Source organism: Polynucleobacter finlandensis, from assembly GCF_018881755.1.
GTDB classification, from domain to species: Bacteria; Pseudomonadota; Gammaproteobacteria; order Burkholderiales; family Burkholderiaceae; genus Polynucleobacter; species Polynucleobacter finlandensis.
In genome coordinates this window covers 76,872-96,384 of the sequence record NZ_JACVPS010000006.1, presented here as the reverse complement: position 1 = coordinate 96,384, position 19,513 = coordinate 76,872, and the positions used below count along the sequence as shown (strand labels likewise).

General features: G+C 46.8%; 18 protein-coding genes. 5 read left to right on the top strand and 13 right to left on the bottom strand.

Going from position 1 to position 19,513, the window contains the following annotated elements; translation table 11 throughout:
- Window position 1: 1 nt before the first annotated feature.
- From ICN49_RS05845 to scpA, 8 genes are read right to left on the bottom strand one after another with little or no spacing between them, the layout of a single operon-like run.
- Complete coding sequence (locus tag ICN49_RS05845) at window positions 2–535, bottom strand: uracil-DNA glycosylase family protein (protein ID WP_216166686.1); 534 nt, start codon at window positions 533–535, stop codon at window positions 2–4.
- The gene (rimI, locus tag ICN49_RS05840) at window positions 532–1,077 is read right to left on the bottom strand and encodes a ribosomal protein S18-alanine N-acetyltransferase (RefSeq protein ID WP_216166684.1); all 546 of its coding nucleotides are present in this window, start codon (window positions 1,075–1,077) and stop codon (window positions 532–534) included. Before rimI ends, ICN49_RS05845 begins: the two co-directional genes overlap by 4 nt.
- 2 nt (window positions 1,078–1,079) lie before the next feature.
- Entirely contained in the window at window positions 1,080–1,802 is a 723-nt protein-coding gene (gene tsaB / locus ICN49_RS05835; protein ID WP_216166682.1) for a tRNA (adenosine(37)-N6)-threonylcarbamoyltransferase complex dimerization subunit type 1 TsaB, read from the bottom strand.
- A gap of 13 nt (window positions 1,803–1,815) precedes the next feature.
- Complete coding sequence (locus ICN49_RS05830) at window positions 1,816–2,277, bottom strand: VOC family protein (protein ID WP_216166681.1); 462 nt, start codon at window positions 2,275–2,277, stop codon at window positions 1,816–1,818.
- 7 nt (window positions 2,278–2,284) lie between these two features.
- Window positions 2,285–4,309 carry an acetyl-CoA carboxylase biotin carboxylase subunit gene (gene accC, locus ICN49_RS05825; protein ID WP_216166743.1) on the bottom strand — a complete coding sequence of 675 codons (2,025 nt, stop codon included), beginning with the start codon at window positions 4,307–4,309 and terminating at the stop codon, window positions 2,285–2,287.
- A 26-nt stretch (window positions 4,310–4,335) separates the two neighbouring features.
- Window positions 4,336–5,868 carry an acyl-CoA carboxylase subunit beta gene (locus tag ICN49_RS05820; RefSeq protein WP_216166679.1) on the bottom strand — a complete coding sequence of 511 codons (1,533 nt, stop codon included), beginning with the start codon at window positions 5,866–5,868 and terminating at the stop codon, window positions 4,336–4,338.
- Between the two features lie 9 nt (window positions 5,869–5,877).
- Entirely contained in the window at window positions 5,878–6,903 is a 1,026-nt protein-coding gene (gene meaB, locus ICN49_RS05815; RefSeq protein WP_216166677.1) for a methylmalonyl Co-A mutase-associated GTPase MeaB, read from the bottom strand.
- 16 nt (window positions 6,904–6,919) lie between these two features.
- On the bottom strand, window positions 6,920–9,106 hold the full coding sequence (scpA, locus tag ICN49_RS05810; protein WP_216166741.1) for a methylmalonyl-CoA mutase: 2,187 nt from the start codon (window positions 9,104–9,106) through the stop codon (window positions 6,920–6,922).
- 96 nt (window positions 9,107–9,202) lie between these two features.
- Here scpA and ICN49_RS05805 point away from each other — a divergent pair, with 96 nt between their 5' ends.
- Window positions 9,203–9,841, top strand: a complete 639-nt coding sequence (locus ICN49_RS05805; protein WP_216166675.1) for a GntR family transcriptional regulator — start codon at window positions 9,203–9,205, stop codon at window positions 9,839–9,841.
- 64 nt (window positions 9,842–9,905) lie between these two features.
- Here ICN49_RS05805 and ICN49_RS05800 read toward each other — a convergent pair whose 3' ends face one another.
- Both ICN49_RS05800 and ICN49_RS05795 read right to left on the bottom strand, forming a co-directional pair.
- Window positions 9,906–10,250: a c-type cytochrome gene (locus ICN49_RS05800; protein WP_216166673.1), complete on the bottom strand. Its 345-nt coding sequence runs from the start codon at window positions 10,248–10,250 to the stop codon at window positions 9,906–9,908.
- Window positions 10,251–10,267: 17 nt separating this feature from the next.
- On the bottom strand, window positions 10,268–10,633 hold the full coding sequence (locus ICN49_RS05795) for a c-type cytochrome (RefSeq protein WP_216166671.1): 366 nt from the start codon (window positions 10,631–10,633) through the stop codon (window positions 10,268–10,270).
- A gap of 159 nt (window positions 10,634–10,792) precedes the next feature.
- Here ICN49_RS05795 and ICN49_RS05790 point away from each other — a divergent pair, with 159 nt between their 5' ends.
- Genes ICN49_RS05790 through ICN49_RS05780 form a run of 3 tightly spaced genes read left to right on the top strand, consistent with a single transcriptional unit; the run spans window position 10,793 to window position 13,356 of the window.
- Window positions 10,793–11,650 (top strand): AAA family ATPase, encoded by an 858-nt coding sequence (locus ICN49_RS05790; RefSeq protein WP_216166669.1) that lies wholly within the window; start codon window positions 10,793–10,795, stop codon window positions 11,648–11,650.
- A gap of 24 nt (window positions 11,651–11,674) precedes the next feature.
- A complete protein-coding gene (locus ICN49_RS05785; protein WP_216166667.1) occupies window positions 11,675–12,850 on the top strand; it encodes a vWA domain-containing protein in 1,176 nt (391 codons plus the stop codon).
- A gap of 47 nt (window positions 12,851–12,897) precedes the next feature.
- Window positions 12,898–13,356, top strand: coding sequence for a RidA family protein (locus tag ICN49_RS05780; protein ID WP_216166665.1), 459 nt, complete (start codon window positions 12,898–12,900; stop codon window positions 13,354–13,356).
- A 3-nt stretch (window positions 13,357–13,359) separates the two neighbouring features.
- On the opposite strand, the gene ICN49_RS05775 is transcribed toward ICN49_RS05780, so the two are convergent.
- Window positions 13,360–14,007: a nucleotidyltransferase family protein gene (locus ICN49_RS05775; protein ID WP_216166664.1), complete on the bottom strand. Its 648-nt coding sequence runs from the start codon at window positions 14,005–14,007 to the stop codon at window positions 13,360–13,362.
- 43 nt (window positions 14,008–14,050) lie between these two features.
- On the opposite strand from ICN49_RS05775, the gene ICN49_RS05770 reads away from it, so the two are divergent.
- Window positions 14,051–15,004: an XdhC family protein gene (locus ICN49_RS05770; RefSeq protein ID WP_216166662.1), complete on the top strand. Its 954-nt coding sequence runs from the start codon at window positions 14,051–14,053 to the stop codon at window positions 15,002–15,004.
- 73 nt (window positions 15,005–15,077) lie between these two features.
- Here the strand turns inward: ICN49_RS05770 and parC are convergent, their stop codons facing one another.
- Window positions 15,078–17,525: a DNA topoisomerase IV subunit A gene (parC, locus tag ICN49_RS05765; RefSeq protein ID WP_255535414.1), complete on the bottom strand. Its 2,448-nt coding sequence runs from the start codon at window positions 17,523–17,525 to the stop codon at window positions 15,078–15,080.
- On the bottom strand, window positions 17,525–19,513 hold the full coding sequence (locus ICN49_RS05760) for a DNA topoisomerase IV subunit B (protein ID WP_216166660.1): 1,989 nt from the start codon (window positions 19,511–19,513) through the stop codon (window positions 17,525–17,527). Before ICN49_RS05760 ends, parC begins: the two co-directional genes overlap by 1 nt.

Sequence of the window (19,513 nt, the reverse complement as noted above, 5' to 3'; positions counted from 1 at the left end):
ATTAAATATTTTGTAAGACGGATTTAGCCAAGAGCAAATCTTGCCACAGCAAGGACTTATCCTTAGGCCTAGAAAGTAACTGAGCCAAATCAAAAGAAGCAATCAACGGAATCTCTTCAGCAAGATCGCATTTGAGAGCCAGCACAGTTTCTCTTAGTTCCGGCAGCGGATCTCGCTCACCGCTTAGCTTTTGGGCTGCAGGACCACCAAATGCAAAAGCAATAGTAGGCAAGCCGTTTTCAGGAATTTCTAAGGCGTTTAAATTATCCGATGGATTTATCCAAGACCATTCGCTTGGTGACAAGCCCAGCACTCGAATGGCATTTTGAAACAACACTTCAGCATCGCCTTGGGGTTTATTACCAAAAAACCACCAAGTGCCATAAGAGGCCTTCTCTGGCGCAGCGTTTGCTTGAACCTCTTGAGTATTGCTAGCAGTAACTTCTGTGCTTCGTGCTGCCGCAACTGTATCTCGAGAAGCCCATTCAGCAATACCCATTTCTTTTAGAAAAATAGCGTTCGTGGATCTGTTCATGGCTCTAGCTTAATCGATTTAGCCATTACTGCTGCGTCTTCACGTAAACCGGTTTGTGGATTTGCGGGGTAATAATTTTTTCTTGTACCAATCTGTTCATAGCCAATAGATTGGTACAAATTGACCGCCGCAGAATTAGATGGCCTGACTTCCAGGATAATGCGTGGCATCTGCTGTTGAACCGCTACAGCTTCAATGGCATTCATCATTCGAGCCGCAAGGCCTAGTCTGCGTAATTTTGGAGAAACCGTGATATTGAGCAGATGTAACTCATCTACTGCGGGAAATAGAATGCAGTAAGCCCACAAGACTTGTGGATCAAGATATGAGCCTTTAATCGCCTGATCTAGTTGCGGGCGTATGCAATAAGCCCAATGACCAGCAGTCAAAGAGTCTGAAAAATTCCCTCGAGTCCATGGATGGATATGAGAAACCGCCTCGATAGCCAGAACTTCATCTAAATCAGCAGGCAGCATTGGCAAAAAAGAAAGCTCAGCAATGCCCTCTTGGATAGACTCCTTTGCGTGTAATTCTTTAGTCATACTCAGATGTTAGCTTGCTTACGTTCTTCAGCGGTGAAGGCAACCTTATTGCGAACATATACCGGTTCTAACTGATGGATATCTTGTGCAAGACCAGCGCACCACGATACCTTCGCACAGGCAAGGACACCAAGTGCGCTGATGCTAATTTCAGGGTCAAGTTGCGTTTTTAAGAATACATTTTTTGAGCGCGCAAATAATCGATCGCCGTATTCATTAATGGCACTGCCAGCAACGAACTCAATATCATCCAATACGATATTTTCTGGCGAAGTTAAAGCCACTTCACCAAGTCGCATAGGCAAGCCTGAAGGGGTAGTTTCATAGTGAGCCCAATACACTTCATTCATGCGAGCATCAATGGCTACGAGAAATCTCTTTGGCGCTGCCGCTAGAAAGGCTGGCTCCTTAATGAGCTCGGCGGAAATGGCGTCAAGGCTGATAACCGGTAACACAGGGAGCTTGGTAGCAACTGCCAAACCCTGAACTGAAGCAAGGCCAAGCCGCACCCCAGTGAAGGCGCCAGGCCCGACACCAATCGCAATCGCATCCAGTGAAGACAAGTTAATCTTTGCGGCATTCAGTAATTGCTCAATCCATGGCAACAAAAGCTGGCTTGCACCTGCAGAAACTTTTTGATGCAGGAATGCCGGACTTTCATCATCAATAGACAAGGCGACAGAACACCAAGCTGATGAGGTATCGATAGCCAGTATGCGGGTCAATGGGAGGTTTCTATCAACTTAAGGCAGAAATCACTTCGGGCGGAGCTTGAACTAGCTCGATCAATACGCCCTCGCCTGAAAAGGGAAACTCATCATTTCCTTTGGGGTGAACAAAGGTAATGTCATGACCACCTGCACCACGGCGAATACCGCCAGGAGCAAAACGTAGGCCATTAGCACTAAGCCATTCAACAGCTTTAGGTAAATCGTCCACCCATAAACCAACATGGTTTAAAGGAGTTTGATGTACAGCAGGCTTTTTATTGCTGTCGAGTGGCTGCATTAAATCCACTTCAATCTCATGCGCACCTGAGCCAATCGCACAAATGTCTTCATCGACATTCTCACGCTCCGATACAAAAGTACTCTTGTATTGGAAGCCCAACAGATCAACCCAAAGTTTGCGAAGGCGATCTTTATCCTCGCCCCCTATAGCGATTTGCTGAATACCCAAAATCTTAAATGGCTTAGACATACGTTTCCTATTCGAAGCGAATGATCAATTGATCAACCGCTAAACTTTCGCCCACTTTCGCACAGATTTCTGCAACCACCCCGTCTTGGGCTGCCGTTAAGGTATTTTCCATCTTCATCGCCTCAATCGCAGCCAATTTCTGGCCAGCTGTCACAGTCTCGCCTACTTTTACGGAGATGTTGGTAAGCAGTCCTGGCATTGGTGACATTACCAATTTTGATGTATCGGGTGGAACTTTGACAGGCATACGGCGCTGAAGCTCGGCACCTAAATGACTGAGGACCATACATTCGTATTGGGCACCGTCTAGCACTAGGAAATATTTCACGCCACGACGCTCCACTTGAGCGGTAATCTTGCTGGTGCCATTAATCGTAGCGCGCAAGCAAATTTCGCCTGGACGCCAGTTGCTGACGATGTCATAACGACTCACACCAGCTGCATCATCAATATATACGGAGTAAGTGGAATCTTTTAGCTCAACCCGAATTGGAATTTCAATCGGGTCATCTTTAGAGCCCACACGTGCGCCCGTTACCACTACAAACTGCTTTGCAATGGTCATTTCATGGCCGACTAACTGACCATCAATCATCTTGATGTGCTCAAGATAGCGGTAACGCATAAATGCAGCCAAGGCGGCTAGACGTCTTGGGTCAAGCGGTTGAACGGAGTCTGTCTTAAAGCCATCCGGATATTCTTCAACAATAAATCCAGTGGTGAAATCGCCAGCCACAAAGCGTGGGTGCTGTAATAAAGCAGCCTGAAATGGAATGTTTGAATGAATACCGCGAATCACAAAATCATTCAAAGCTGAGCGCATTTTTTCAATCGCTTCATTACGATCCTTGCCGTGAACAATGAGCTTAGCAATCATGGAGTCGTAATACATCGGGATCTCACCACCCTCATAAACGCCTGTATCAACACGTACACCTCCCACCTCTTCTGGTGGACGATATTTCACTAAGCGCCCTATTGAAGGCAAGAAATTACGGAATGGGTCATCCGCATTAATACGACATTCCATGGACCAGCCATTCAGCTTTACATCTTCCTGCTTGAATGACAGTTTTTCACCAGCAGCAACCCGAATCATCTGCTCAACGAGGTCAAGCCCCGTAATGTTTTCGGTGACAGGGTGCTCAACTTGTAGACGGGTATTCATCTCCAGAAAATAGAAAGACTTGTCTTTTCCAACGACAAATTCAACGGTGCCTGCAGATTGATAGTCCACCGCCTTCGCTAGGGCCACTGCTTGCTCACCCATCGCTTTACGGGTAGCGGGATCAATAAAGGGTGATGGTGCCTCTTCAATCACCTTCTGGTGACGACGCTGAATGGAGCAATCACGCTCATTGAGATAAACAACATTCCCATGAGCATCGCCAAGAACCTGAATCTCAATATGGCGAGGTCCTTCAACAAACTTCTCAATAAAAATTCGATCATCACCGAAGCTATTCATGGCCTCAGTTTTGCAAGCAGCAAAGCCTTCAGCAGCTTCTTTATCGTTAAATGCAACACGCAAACCTTTACCACCACCGCCAGCAGATGCTTTAATCATGACTGGATACCCAATACCTTGGGCAATCTTCACGGCCTCTTCTGTCGTAGCAATCGCCTCATTGTGGCCAGGGATGGTATTAACCTTAGCTGCTAGAGCAAGTTTTTTCGAGGCAATCTTGTCACCCATCGCTGCAATGGACTGGTGTTTTGGGCCAATGAAGACAATGCCCTCTTCTTCGCAGCGTTTAGCGAATTGCTCATTCTCAGATAAGAAGCCATAGCCAGGATGGACCGCTTCAGCGCCGGTATCTTTACAAGCCTGAATGATTCGCTCCATCAACAAATAAGACTCGCGTGAAGGTGCTGGCCCAATACACACAGCCTCATCGGCCATTTGCACGTGCCGAGCTTCTTTATCTGCTTCGGAATAAACCGCCACCGTTTTGATGCCCATCTTCTTGGCGGTTTTCATTACACGGCAAGCAATCTCACCGCGGTTAGCAATCAAAATTTTCTTAAACATTTTCGTAGTCATGATTATTTGGCGCCTTAAAGAGGAATGTTGCCGTGTTTACGAGCAGGATTCTTCAATTCTTTATCTTTCAACATTGCCAAAGAGCGTGAAATACGTTTACGGGTTTCATGCGGCAAGATAACGTCGTCAATATAGCCACGACGACCTGCCACAAAAGGGTTTGCAAACTTGGCTTTGTACTCTGCTTCACGAGCAGTAATTTTTTCAGGGTCAGATTTTTCTTCGCGGAAGATAATTTCTACGGCGCCCTTAGGGCCCATTACTGCAATTTCTGCAGAAGGCCAAGCGAAGTTGACGTCTCCTCGCAAATGCTTAGAGGCCATCACGTCATAGGCTCCGCCGTAAGCCTTACGGGTAATCAAAGTCACCTTAGGTACTGTGCAATCAGCATAGGCATAGAGCAATTTCGCGCCATGCTTAATAATGCCGCCGTACTCTTGAGCGGTACCAGGCATAAACCCAGGAACATCGACTAATGTCACTACTGGAATATTAAAAGCGTCGCAGAATCGCACAAAACGTGCGGCTTTAATGGAGGCTTTTATATCCAAGCAACCCGCTAGCACTAAAGGCTGGTTGGCCACGATACCAATTGAACGACCTTCCATACGAGCAAAGCCAATCAAGATATTTTTTGCATAATCGGGCTGAAGCTCAAAAAACTCACCATCATCCGCAATCTTCGAAATCAACTCTTTCATATCGTAAGGTTGATTTGGGTTCGAAGGCACCAAGGTATCTAATGAAAAATCAGGCTCTTCTGTGCGCATAGCACCATGAATCATCGGTGGTTTTTCGCGATTGGATAATGGCAGGTAATTGAAGAAACGGCGCAGCATCATGATGGCATCAACATCATTGTCAAATGCCAAATCACATACGCCAGATACTGTGGAATGCGTTACGGCACCACCCAATTCTTCTGCAGTCACATCCTCATGCGTAACAGTCTTGACTACCTCTGGACCCGTTACAAACATATAAGAACTATCTTTCACCATGAAGATGAAATCCGTCAGCGCTGGTGAGTACACAGCACCGCCAGCGGAAGGTCCCATGATCAAAGAGATTTGCGGAATGACTCCTGAAGCAGTGACGTTACGCTGGAAAATTTCTGCATATCCGCCTAATGAAGCCACCCCTTCTTGAATACGCGCACCACCAGAGTCATTCAAACCAATCACGGGTGCGCCAACTTTGAGGGCCTGATCCATGATCTTGCAAATTTTCTCGGCATGGGCCTCAGACAAGGACCCACCCAATACAGTGAAGTCTTGTGAAAACACAAACACCAGGCGGCCATTGATCATGCCGTAGCCAGTAACAACACCATCGCCTGGAACAGTTTGATCAGCCATCCCAAAATCATGGCAGCGGTGCTCAACAAACATATCCCACTCTTCAAATGTGCCTGCGTCTAGCAAGAGCTCAATACGCTCTCGGGCAGTGAGCTTCCCTTTTGAGTGTTGCGCCTGAATACGCTTTTGCCCACCACCTAATCTGGCAAGTTCGCGCTTAGCTTCAAGCTGTTGAATAATGTCCTTCATGCTGACTCCTTAGAAAAATTCATGCCCCATTGCTTCGAGTAAACGTCTCGCAGCAACAGAAGCGGCCATGGTTCCTTGATTCACCTCAGCGCTCAAGCTGGGCAATAGTTCTTGTACTGCTGGATGATTCTGAAAAGCATTTTTTAAGCCTGCGCCAATCCGATCCCACATCCAAGAGCCTGATTGTTGCTTGCGTCGCGCTTGTAGCAAGCCATTCGCATTTTGTAATTTTTGATATTGAAGAATTTTTTCCCAAAGTTCTGGGATGCCAGCGCCTTGTAGAGCGCTCATACACTGGACTACTGGATGCCAATAATCCTGATCGTGGGAAGCATGATCAGGGTTTCCCTGGAAACCCAATAAACGCAATGAGCTGCTAATAAATAATTGCGCGCGCATGGCGGCATCCGGGTCGATGTCGGCCTTGTTGATGACAATCAAATCAGCGATTTCCATGACACCTTTTTTAATTGCCTGAAGATCGTCACCAGCATTGGGGAGTTGCAATAACAAAAACATATCGGTCATCCCTGCAACCGCGATTTCGCTCTGCCCTACACCAACCGTCTCAATAATGACCACATCAAATCCAGCGGCCTCTGCTACCAGCATGGCTTCACGCGTTTTTTCAGCTACGCCACCTAAAGTTCCAGATGAGGGACTTGGCCGTATAAAGGCAGCGTCAAGAACAGATAAACGCTCCATCCGCGTCTTGTCACCCAATATGGATCCGCCAGATAGAGTCGAAGATGGATCAATAGCCAATACGGCAACCCTGTGACCTTTTTCTATCAGGTAGAGACCCAAGGTCTCAATTAAAGTTGACTTACCGACACCGGGTACGCCAGAGATACCCAAGCGAAACGATTTACCCGTTTTAGGAAGCAAAGTATTCAGAACTTCATCTGCACGCTTACGATGGTCTAAACGCGTCGACTCAAGCAGGGTAATAATCTTAGCTAAAGCACGACGTTGCGCTGACGAGGGTGCGCCGGTAAGATCACTTACTAAAGTCTGATCGGCGGCGTTTAGCATGCTCAGCGATCCGAACTTAAGTCGGCTTTACAGATTTACGAATCTGCTCAAGCACATCTTTTGCTGATGCCGGAATTGGAGTGCCTGGGCCATAGATTCCCTTCACGCCAGATTCATAGAGGAATTCATAATCCTGACGAGGGATGACGCCACCAACGAAAACGATGATGTCATCAGCGCCTTGCTTCTTCAATTCTGCAATGATTGCCGGAACTAAGGTCTTATGACCAGCAGCTAAGGTAGAAACCCCCAGAGCATGAACGTCATTTTCAATCGCCTGGCGTGCACACTCTTCTGGAGTTTGGAACAATGGTCCGATATCGACGTCAAACCCAAGATCGGCATACGCAGTAGCAACTACTTTAGCTCCGCGGTCATGGCCATCTTGACCCAACTTGGCAATCATGACTCGAGGACGACGTCCAAAGTCTTTGGCAAAGTCAGCAATTTCTACTTTGAGTTTTTCCCAGCCTTCGGCTGAGTCATAGGCAGCTGCATACACACCGGTCACCTTTTGAGTATCGGCGCGATGGCGCCCGTAAACTTTTTCCAATGCATCAGAAACTTCACCAACGGTAGCGCGCAAGCGAATGGCATTGACTGCCAATTCGAGCAAGTTTCCAGTGTTTTCTTCTGCAGCCTTTGTTAATGCATCTAATGCAGCTTCTACTTGCTTGCTATCGCGCTTCGCTTTAATCGTATTTAAGCGTGCAATTTGACTATCGCGAACTTGATCGTTATCAATCATGCGCACATCAACTAAATCTTCTTTAGCAAGCTTGTATTTATTGACGCCAACAATCACGTCAGATCCAGAATCAATCTTCGCCTGTTTCTCGGCAGCAGCAGCTTCAATTTTGAGCTTAGCCCAACCACTCTCCACCGCCTTAGTCATGCCACCCATACCATCTACTTCTTGAATAATTTCCCAAGCTTTATCGGCCATCTCTTGTGTCAAGTTCTCCATCATGTAAGAACCAGCCCATGGATCAATCACACTAGTAATATGGGTTTCTTCTTGAATAATGAGTTGCGTATTGCGGGCAATGCGACTTGAGAATTCAGATGGCAAAGCAATGGCTTCATCAAATGAATTGGTATGCAAAGATTGGGTGCCCCCAAATATCGCGGACATTGCTTCGATCGTGGTGCGTACAACGTTGTTGTATGGGTCTTGCTCTGTTAGAGACCAGCCAGATGTTTGGCAATGCGTGCGCAACATCAGTGACTTTGGATTCTGCGGGTCGAAGGCCTTCATGATGCGCCACCACAGTAGTCGGGCAGCGCGCAATTTAGCAACCTCTAGATAAAAGTTCATGCCCATTGCAAAGAAGAATGAGAGGCGACCCGCAAAGCCATCCACATCAAGGCCTTTGGCCAATGCCGTTTTAACGTACTCTTTCCCATCAGCCAGCGTGAAAGCTAATTCCAAGACTTGATTGGCACCAGCTTCTTGAATGTGATAACCCGAAATCGAAATCGAGTTGAACTTTGGCATATGCTTAGCGGTGTACTCAATAATGTCGCCAATGATGCGCATGGAAGGCTCTGGTGGGTAAATATAGGTGTTACGCACCATAAACTCTTTCAGAATGTCATTCTGAATCGTTCCAGAGAGAAGTTCTTGCTTTACGCCCTGCTCCTCACCCGCAACAATGTAACCAGCCAAGACCGGCAGCACGGCACCATTCATCGTCATCGATACGGAAACTTTGTCCAATGGAATGCCATCAAACAAAATCTTCATATCTTCAACAGAATCAATTGCCACACCAGCCTTACCAACGTCACCCGTTACGCGCGGATGATCGGAGTCATAGCCGCGATGTGTTGCCAAATCAAATGCAACTGAAACGCCTTGACCACCTGCATCAAGTGCTTTGCGATAAAAGGCATTGGATTCTTCGGCCGTAGAAAAGCCAGCGTACTGACGAATCGTCCAAGGGCGAACTGAATACATTGTGGCTTGTGGTCCACGCACAAATGGCTCAAAGCCTGGCAATGAGTTTGCATATTGCAAACCATCTGTGTCCGCAGATGTGTAAAGTGCTTTTAAGTGAATACCGTCAGGGGTTTTCCAACCTAATTCATTGACGTTACCGTTGGGTGCAGATTTTTGTGCTGATTTCTTCCAGTCATCCAAATTACTTTCTGACACACTTGGCCAAGTAGTTGACGCAGATTTTTTTTCATTGCTACTCATAAAGCACTCCCAGTTGGCTTTATTGCTCTTATGCAACATTAATACGCCTATTCTGCTTGACTTTTTTGTATTTGTCTAGATACTGTATACATAATTATGAATACAAAACTAATTAATCGCCCCTTATACGAAGACGTGGCAGAACGCCTTCGGGCACAGATATTTGCCCATGAACTGGCGCCAGGCAGCTGGTTAGACGAGCAAAGCCTGGCTCAACAGTTCGGCATCAGCAGAACCCCAATGCGTGAGGCGATCAAAGTATTGGCTTCAGAAGGCCTAGTAACCACCAAAATGAATCGTGGCGCCTATGTAACCGAGGTTGATAGGCGTGATTTAGAGCAAATTTTTACTGTCCTCTCCTTGCTAGAGGGCCAGGCAGCGAAAGAAACAGCCTCTAAAGCGACTGAGGAAGAATTAAATCTATTGGATGACTTACATCACCGCCTTGAAAAAGCAGCCGCAGATCGGGATGTAGAGCAATTTTTTGAAATTAACGTTAAATTTCATGAGCTTATACAAGATATTGCAAGTAATACTTGGATGAATGGGGTCATAGCAGACCTCAGGAAAGTACTAAAACTCCAACGTCGCGACTCCCTGACACGCACTGGACGGCTTCAAAACTCCCTCCTTGAGCATCGAGAAATCCTGCAGGCCATCCTAAAGCGCGATCCAACGGCCGCTGAAGCCGCCATGCGAAAACACCTAGCACGAGGCCTAGAAGCAGCAAAGTAATCAATCAACCTTAAAAAAGAAAAAGGCCTAGAAAACTAGGCCTTTAACATTTTGCGCAGAGGGCTTATTTCTTAACGACGAAATTTCCTGGCAAAGAAGAAACATAAGCAGCGATATCACGTAAGTCAGCATCAGAGAAAGCCTGAACCTGTGATGACATCACTGCATTGCTACGGCCATACTGAGCATTGCCATTACCTACTTGATAGGCATGCAAAGCATAGTAGAGATAGTCAGCATGTTGGCCGGCTAACTTAGGATAGACCGGCAAGATTGGTGCATTTAAGCCGGCGCCATGACAAGAAGCACAATTGGCCTTCTCAACCAGGGCTTGGCCTTTATCCAGGTTAGCGGCATTCGCCAAACCAATGCTAGACAATAAAACGGCGGTAAATAGTGTGACTTTCATAAACAGGTCTCTAAATATCACTTCAATGGGTTATTAGGTGAGGTGGCAGTCTGCGCAGCATAGTATTCGCCGATATCAGCCATATCTTGATCAGATAAGCTCGTGGCAATCGCGCGCATCGTTGGATGCTTTCTTTCGCCTTTTTTGTACTCAGACAATGCGGTAGCAATATAGGCGCCGTTTTGGCCACCAATCATTGGAACCTTATAAACCAGAGGATAGTCAGCACGGTAGTCAGGAATGGAATGGCAACCAATACAAAGCCAAACCTTACCTTTGCCCGCATCGGCTGAACCCTGAACATCGGCAGCCTGGGCTGAAAATCCAGCAAATGCCAAAATAGCGCAAGCGGCTAATTGGGAGAGAGTGAAGAGTTTTTTCATAAAAATCACTATTTAATCGGTTTGATCCAGAACAAGTTGTGGAAGTATAGCGGAGAGAAGGCAAAACCGTCTTATAAGCACTAAAAATTGGCAAAAACGCTGATAATTACCTCCCTTTTACCTATACTGAGGCGCTCAATAAAGGACTTTTAACACGATATGACCCAGAATAAATCTCGCTTTGATGGCTCCCAAACTTATGTGGCCACCGACGATCTAAAACTAGCTGTTAATGCGGCGATTACTTTACAGCGCCCCCTTTTAATCAAAGGCGAACCGGGAACCGGCAAAACGATGCTGGCAGAAGAAGTCGCGGCTGCCCTGAAGATGCCCTTGTTGCAATGGCATATCAAATCTACCACCAAGGCCCAACAAGGTCTCTATGAATACGATGCTGTTAGTCGTCTGCGCGATTCTCAGTTGGGTGATGAAAAAGTAAATGACATTCGTAACTACATTGTTAAGGGTGTCTTATGGCAAGCGTTTGAAGCGAACGAGCCTACCGTACTACTCATTGATGAAATTGACAAAGCCGATATTGAGTTTCCAAATGATCTGCTGCGCGAAATTGACCGCATGGAGTTTTATGTTTATGAAACTCGTGAACTGATCAAAGCAAAGCACCGCCCTCTTGTCATCATCACCTCGAACAATGAAAAAGAATTGCCGGACGCATTTTTGCGTCGCTGCTTCTTTCATTACATTTCTTTCCCGGATGCGGGCACGATGCAAAGTATTGTGGACGTACATCACCCTAACATTAAGCAAGGCCTACTTGATGCAGCCCTCAAATCGTTTTATCAAATCAGAGCCCTGCCGGGCCTTAAGAAAAAGCCTTCTACTTCTGAATTGATTGACTGGTTAAAGCTTCTCTTGGCCGAAGATATCCCAGCCGAAGCCCTCTATAGCTCTGATGAAAAGATTGTGGTGCCGCCTTTGCATGGAGCTCTGCTGAAGAACGAACAAGATGTTCACCTCTTTGAACGATTAGTCATGATGAATCGCAATCATCGCTAATCGCTAGATCACCCACTCATTTAGATGCTGATTCAATTTTTCCTCAATTTGAAGGATGCCAAAGTGCCGGTGTCAGTAAGAGAATTTTTGACACTACTTGAGGCGCTCAAGTCTGGTGTGATTGAGCCTTCCATTGATGATTTTTACCAATTGGCCAAAATGACTCTGGTCAAGGATGAACAGTACTTTGATCGCTTTGATCAAGTCTTTGGCGCCTACTTCAATGGTATCGAGCAAATTATTGCGCTCCAGCCAGATATTCCACTCGACTGGTTAGAGAAAAAACTCCAACGCGTATTGACTGATGAAGAAAAAGCAGCACTAAAGAAGCTGGGCGGACCAGAGGCGCTGCAAAAACGTCTTGAAGAGCTCATGAAAGAACAAAAGGAATGGCATGGTGGTGGCAAAAAGTGGATTGGCGCAGGTGGCTCGTCCCCCTTTGGTCATAGTGACTATCACCCTGAAGGTATTCGGATTGGCGGAGAAAGTGCCGGCAATCGCACCGCAATCAAAGTCTGGGAAGCACGAGAATTTAAAGACTATGACAGCGATCTCGCCTTGGGTACACGCAATATCAAATTGGCATTACGCAGACTCAGACGCTTTGCTAGAGAAGGCTCTCATCTAGAGTTGGACTTAGACAAAACGATACATTCAACCGCTGCCAATGCTGGCATGCTTGATATCCAAATGCGGCCTGAGCGTCACAACCAAGTAAAAGTATTATTGCTAATGGATGTGGGTGGTTCGATGGATGATCACATTCAAAGGATTGCAGAGCTCTTCTCTGCTGCCAAAACAGAATTTAAACACCTTGAGCATTATTACTTTCATAACTGCGTGTACGAGAATTTGTGGCAGAGCAATCGTCGACGTCGTGATCAAGTTACAAAAACTCAAGACATCATCAATAAATATGGTCCTGAATACAAGCTTATTTTTGTGGGAGACGCCACGATGTCGCCCTATGAAATTTTGAGCCCAAACGGTTCCGTTGAATACAACAACCCAGAAGCCGGGGCAACCTGGGTCAATCGCCTGATTGATCACTTCCCTCATTTTGCCTGGCTTAACCCCGAACCTGAATCGGTCTGGCAATATCGTCAATCGATCGATATTATGCAAAAACTCATGAAAGATAGGATGTATCCAGTTACATTGAATGGCTTAGAAAGTGCCATGCGCCAACTTTCAAAGTAAGATCAAGTCATTCATTTCAAACGTATATTTATCCCTAGAGAAACCATATGACTACCAATATTAGCGATCGCTTAAAATCCCTTGGAATTGACCTGCCACCACCAGGACCCCCTGCTGCTGCCTATGTTATGGCTGCTACCACAGGCAACACGGTATTTTTATCCGGTCATATTGCTAAGCGGGACGGCAAGCCATGGGTTGGAAAATTGGGCGTGGACATGAATACTGTAACTGGTAAAGCTGCAGCTAGATCTATCGCAATTGATTTGATCTCCACATTGCAGAGTCATCTTGGTTCACTAGACAAAGTAAAGCGCATTGTCAAAGTCATGGGGCTCGTGAACTCGACATCTGAATACACCGAGCAACACTTAGTGATTAATGGCTGCTCAGAGTTACTTTTTGAAGTCTTTGGTGATGCTGGTAAGCATGCACGCAGTGCCTTTGGTGTAGCGCAAATTCCTTTGGGGGCTTGCGTTGAAATTGAGTTGATTGCTGAGATTTAAAAATCAGCTCAATGTGAGCTTTTCTCGTTGGATGTCTTCAAAGGTGTCGACATCCAGCACAAATCCTTGAAGCTCTGTTTGCATTAACCTCAGTAGTTCTGGGTGCTTGTCCATGTATGGGCGGCATACCATGTCTGGAATAGCCAAAATATCGTTGATAGCGGCATAGGAAAATAAAACAGGATTACCTCTCCTGTTATCAACGATTGGCAAAATCACTTCCTGATCTTTCTCTTTATGAGAATACTCATCAAGCAAGGCTTGCACTTCTGGTGATCCAATCCCAGGTTGATCAGATAGTGCCACCAACAGCACATCGTATTGACCTTGCAAGGATTCAAGGCCCAAGCGCACGGATGTTGCCTGACCATCTTTTGAGGATAAATTTCTAACGACGGTAATGGGAAATGGTGAGACTTGTTGGATGGAATCAATCTCATTCTCAATGAGGTCCGCATGAAAGCCTGTCACCACAACAAATTGAACCGGCTCAAATGTCACCAAGGCAGTGCAAAACCGCCTTAAAAGCGACTGGCCATCTCTTTTAAGAAGCGCTTTAGGATGAGATCCCAAGCGGCTACCCTCGCCAGCCGCAAGCAATAAGACTGCTAAACGAATCGATGCGTTGGGGGATATTCCTAGTGTGTTCATTAGGGTGATAATAAATAGATATTTCAAAAACAAAAGATAAAGCATGAACAGCACCGATTTAAGCGTTCTCAAGTCCGCTGTTGACTGGCTTAAGGCCGGTCATCCAGTAGCGATTGCCACAGTTGTACAAACCTGGGGCTCCGCACCAAGGCCGGTGGGTTCTTGGCTAGCCATTCGTCAGGACGGGCAAGTTGCAGGATCAGTATCTGGCGGTTGCGTTGAGGATGATCTTATCCGCCGCGTACAGACGGAGATTCTGACGCGTAACATACCTGAAATGGTTGTTTATGGCGTCAGTCAACAAGAGGCAGCTCGTTTTGGCATTCCTTGTGGCGGCACCCTCAGATTACTCATAGAACCAAAACCTGAGCTGGCGGTTCTAGAAAAGCTCCTCAATGCCATCTCATCACAGCAAATTACCCTGCGCAGCGTTGATCTTTTAACTGGCAAGTCCACATTGGAAGATGGTGATCGAAACGATCTTTTCTTCTGCAATGAGAAGGTCATGCGCACTACCTATGGACCACGCTGGCGCATGGTACTGATTGGTGCTGGTCAGCTATCACTGTATACAGCAGACTTTGCATTAGCCTCAGACTTTGAGGTGATAGTGATTGATCCGCGCGAGGAGTATGCCGAAGGTATTGCACGAAATGATGTCGCCTTTATTAAAGGCATGCCTGACGATGTCTTGCTTGAGCTGGGTATCGATGCCCATACCGCTGTAATAGCCCTCACACATGACCCCAAACTCGATGACATGGCGCTCATGGAAGCTCTCAAGTCCCCTGCTTTTTATGTTGGTGCCTTGGGTAGCAAGATCAACACCCAGAAACGTAAAGAACGTCTCTTGGAATTTGATGTTACTAAAGCGCAAGTAGATAAATTACATGGTCCTGTTGGGCTCCACATTGGCGCACTAACCCCACCAGAAATTGCTGTGTCGATCATGGCTGAGGTGATTGCTGTGAAGTACGGTATCGCCAGTCCAAAGTAAGTAAGGTAACAATGAAAAAACCCGGCAGTGTGCACTGACCGGGTTTCTTTGTTAATACAGAGGATAAGAAGAATTAGTTTGCTTTAAGCTTGCCATCCTTCAGGCGAGGCTCAACAAAATGGCCCTTGCGAGCACGATTGCCAGCGAATGACTTCAAGGTTTTAGCGTCCAAAGAGAGTTCTGTTGGCTTACCGGCGCGACCCGCACCAGAATATGTGGCGCCATCAGGACCAACAGCGATCGCTGAAGCTAACTTCTCTGCTCCATCTAAGCCCATCAAGATCACACCCTTGCCGCCTGTTGGCAAGCGTTTTAACTCATCTAATGGGAAGACCAATAACTTAGAGGCTTCAGATAGGCAGGCAACCTGTTTCATGCCAAGCTTCACTTTAGCTGCGCCTAAAGGTGCATCGCCACCAGGGAACTTGGCATCGATACCAACGAAGGATTTGCCGGCCTTATTACGTGTTGTCATATCAGCGACATTGGCCAAGAATCCATTGCCCGATCTGGTCGAAATCAAGACAAGATCATCTGGTTGACCAGCGTAATAAGCCACCATCTGCGAACCAGGGGCTAGATTGACATAGCTGGTTAATGGCGAGCCATCACCACGAGCACCTGGCAACTCACTCACGGGCACGGTGTAGACGCGACCATCACTACCAAATCCTTGCATAACATCTACCGTACGGCATTCAAAGGTGGAATACATCGCATCGCCGGCCTTAAAGCCAAACTGGGTAGCATCGTGCTCATGACCTTGCCGAACGCGTACCCAACCTTTTTGGGAAACAATCACCGTAACAGGCTCATCAATCACTTTAGTCTCTGCAACCGCGCGCTTATCTTCCTGAATCAAGGTGCGACGATCATCGCCGTAATCCTTCATATCAGATTCGATTTCTTTGATGATGCGCTTACGCAAAACAGTATCACTTTGGAGTAAGCCTTCTAATTCATCGCGTTCAGCTTTCAACTCTTTGAGCTCTTGCTCGATCTTGATACCCTCAAGGCGAGCTAACTGACGCAAACGAATATCAAGAATATCTTCAGCTTGACGATCGCTGAGTTTGAACTCTTTGATTAAGTCGGCTTTAGGCTCATCGCTATTGCGAATGATCTTAATCACCTTATCAATGTTCAGAAGAACGGTTAAACGCCCTTCCAAAATATGCATACGGTCTTTGACTTTACCGAGGCGATATTGGGTGCGCCGCGTAACAGTAGCAACCCGGAACGCAATCCACTCGGAAATAATTTCTTTTAGGCCTTTTTGACGTGGTCGACCATCATTGCCAATCATCACCAAGTTCATTGGCGCATTGGACTCTAAAGAGGTGTGTGCTAGCAAGAGATTGACGAACTCATTCACGTCAATGTTTTTGCTCTTCGGTTCAAAAACCAAGCGTACAGCTGCGTCCTTACTAGATTCATCACGAACACCGTCCAACACATTCAGAATGGTGGATTTGAGATTATTTTGCTCGGGCGTTAAGGATTTCTTGCCGACCCTGACTTTTGGATTGGTAATCTCCTCAATCTCTTGCAGCACCCGTTGTGATGAGGTTGCTGGAGGAAGTTCATTCACCACAATCTGCCACTGACCGCGAGCAAGCTCTTCAACTGACCAACGCGCACGAACTTTCAGGCTACCGCGACCAGCTTCATAAATCTGAGCAATGTCTGCTGGCGTTGAAATAATTTGGCCACCGCCTGGGAAGTCTGGTCCAGGAATAATCTCCAGCAATTCAGCTGTAGAAAGTTTAGGGGTCTTCATTAAAGCAATTGCTGCTGCAGCTACTTCACGCAAGTTATGCGATGGAATCTCGGTTGCCATACCAACAGCAATTCCTGAGGCGCCGTTGAGCAAAACAAATGGTAAACGCGCTGGCAATAACTTAGGCTCTTGGAATGAACCATCATAGTTCGCCGTGAAATCGACCGTACCCTCGTCAATCTCGCTTAGTAGTAAGTTCGCAATCTTGGTTAAGCGTGCCTCCGTGTAACGCATTGCAGCAGCGCCATCACCATCGCGTGAGCCAAAGTTACCTTGACCATCAATTAAGGGGTATCGCAGAGAAAAACTTTGTGCCAAACGTACTAATGCGTCATATGCAGATTGGTCGCCATGCGGATGAAACTTACCGAGCACATCGCCCACAACGCGGGCGCTCTTGACGGGTTTCGCATCGGCACGCAGCCCCATCTCGCTCATCGAGAACAAAATACGGCGCTGGACAGGTTTTTGACCATCCGCCACATCAGGCAATGCCCGACCCTTCACAACGCTAATAGCGTAATCCAAGTAGGCGCGCTCGGCATAAACAGCTAGCGTCAAACTATCTTTGTCGTCTTCGTTTAATTCCACAACCTTTGGATCATGTGGATCCTTAGGGCCACCAGCAGATGCTACTTTTGCGGTGGACTTCGGAATCTCAACAATATTTATCTCGTCAACGCCAGAAAATAAATCAGCCTGATCCAGATCGGATGTGCCTGGTGTTTTTTTAGTAGCCATTAAATATCTGCCTCAACTTCATTACCGCGCTCTTCTAACCAATCGCGACGCGCACCGGATTCTGATTTACCCATCAACATGTCCATAGTCTTGATTGTTTCATCTTGTGTCCATGCACCTAAAGTCACCGGTAATAAACGGCGGGTATCTGGATTTAGGGTGGTATCCCATAATTGTTCGGCACTCATCTCACCCAAACCTTTGAAGCGAGAGATTTGCCAAGCAGATTCTTTAACACCGTCTTTACGCAGCTTATCTTCAATCGCGGTTAGCTCGCTTGCATCCAGTGCATAGATTTTCTGCGCAGGTTTCTTGCCGCGTGCTGGTGCATCAACCCTAAACAAAGGCGGGCGGGAAATATAGATATGCCCTAAATCAATCAATTTAGGAAAATGCTTATAGAACAGGGTTAATAACAGAACTTGAATGTGCGCACCATCAACGTCTGCATCGGACAAAATACAAACCTTGCCGTAACGAAGGTTTGATAAATCAGGAGTGTCATTAGCGCCATGGGGATCAACGCCAATCGCTACGGCGATATCGTGAACTTCATTATTGGCAAATAGGCGGTCGCGCTCGGCTTCCCAAGTATTGAGAACCTTCCCGCGTAAAGGCAGAATGGCTTGGTATTCTTTATTGCGACCCATCTTCGCTGAACCACCGGCGGAATCTCCCTCAACTAAGAAGATTTCATTCATGCCGATGTCTTGGCTCTCACAATCGGTGAGCTTGCCAGGCAGAACAGCTACACCAGAAGATTTTTTCTTTTCTACCTTTTGCCCGGCGCGTGTTCTTGCTTGGGCTTGCTTAATCACCAAATCAGCCAACTTGCGACCGTAATCAACATGCTCATTTAGCCAAAGCTCTAAAGCAGATTTTGTATAGCCAGAAACCAGGCGAACGGCATCACGTGAATTTAAGCGCTCTTTAATCTGACCTTGGAACTGTGGATCCAATACTTTTGCTGACAAAATAAAGGAAGCGCGTGCAAATACGTCCTCAGGCATAAGCTTCACACCTTTGGGTTGCAGCGCATGCATCTCGATAAAACCTTTTACTGCGTTAAATAAACCTTCACGCAAGCCGCTTTCATGCGTGCCGCCAGCAGGTGTTGGAATTAAATTGACGTAACTTTCACGCACTGGCGGACCATCTTCAGTCCAGGCGACAACCCAAGCTGCGCCCTCGCCCTCAGCGAATGAATCATCATCGCCATTGCCAGTTGCGTATTGCTCAGCTTCAAATGGTGGAATCACTTCAGCACCATGACCAGCTTGCGCTATAGCTTCATTTAAGTAACCACGTAAACCTTGGGCGTATTGCCAAGTTTGGCTATCACCAGATTTTTCTTGAATCAAAGTCACTTTGACGCCTGGCAGCAATACCGCCTTTGATCTCAGTAGACGAATTAACTCAGGCATCGGGATCGCTGAGTTATCAAAATATTTACCATCAGGCCAGGCACGAACTCGCGTACCGTGCGACTTGTCGTCCTTACCTGAAGCGCGTGTTTTCAGCTTCTCGATGACTCTGCCGTCTGCAAAAGTCAGTGTTGATACTTGGCCTTCACGCCATACGGTAACTTCTAAGCGCTTGGATAAGGCATTCGTAACAGACACGCCAACACCATGCAAACCGCCAGAGAAGGCATAAGCACCGCCGCTACCTTTTTCAAACTTACCACCTGCATGTAACTGGGTGAAGACAATCTCCACGACCGGCAATTTCTCAGTCGGATGCATTCCCACCGGAATACCACGGCCATCATCCTCAACACTCACACTGCTATCAGTGTGCAAAGTAACGGTAATGTGCTTACCAAAACCACCAAGGGCTTCGTCAGAAGCGTTATCCAGGACTTCCTGGATCACATGTAGGGGATTGTCGGTGCGCGTGTACATTCCAGGCCGCTGACGGACTGGTTCCAGTCCTTTTAGGACTTGGATTGATGATTCGCTGTATTCAGAGGTTTTACGGGTAGCCAT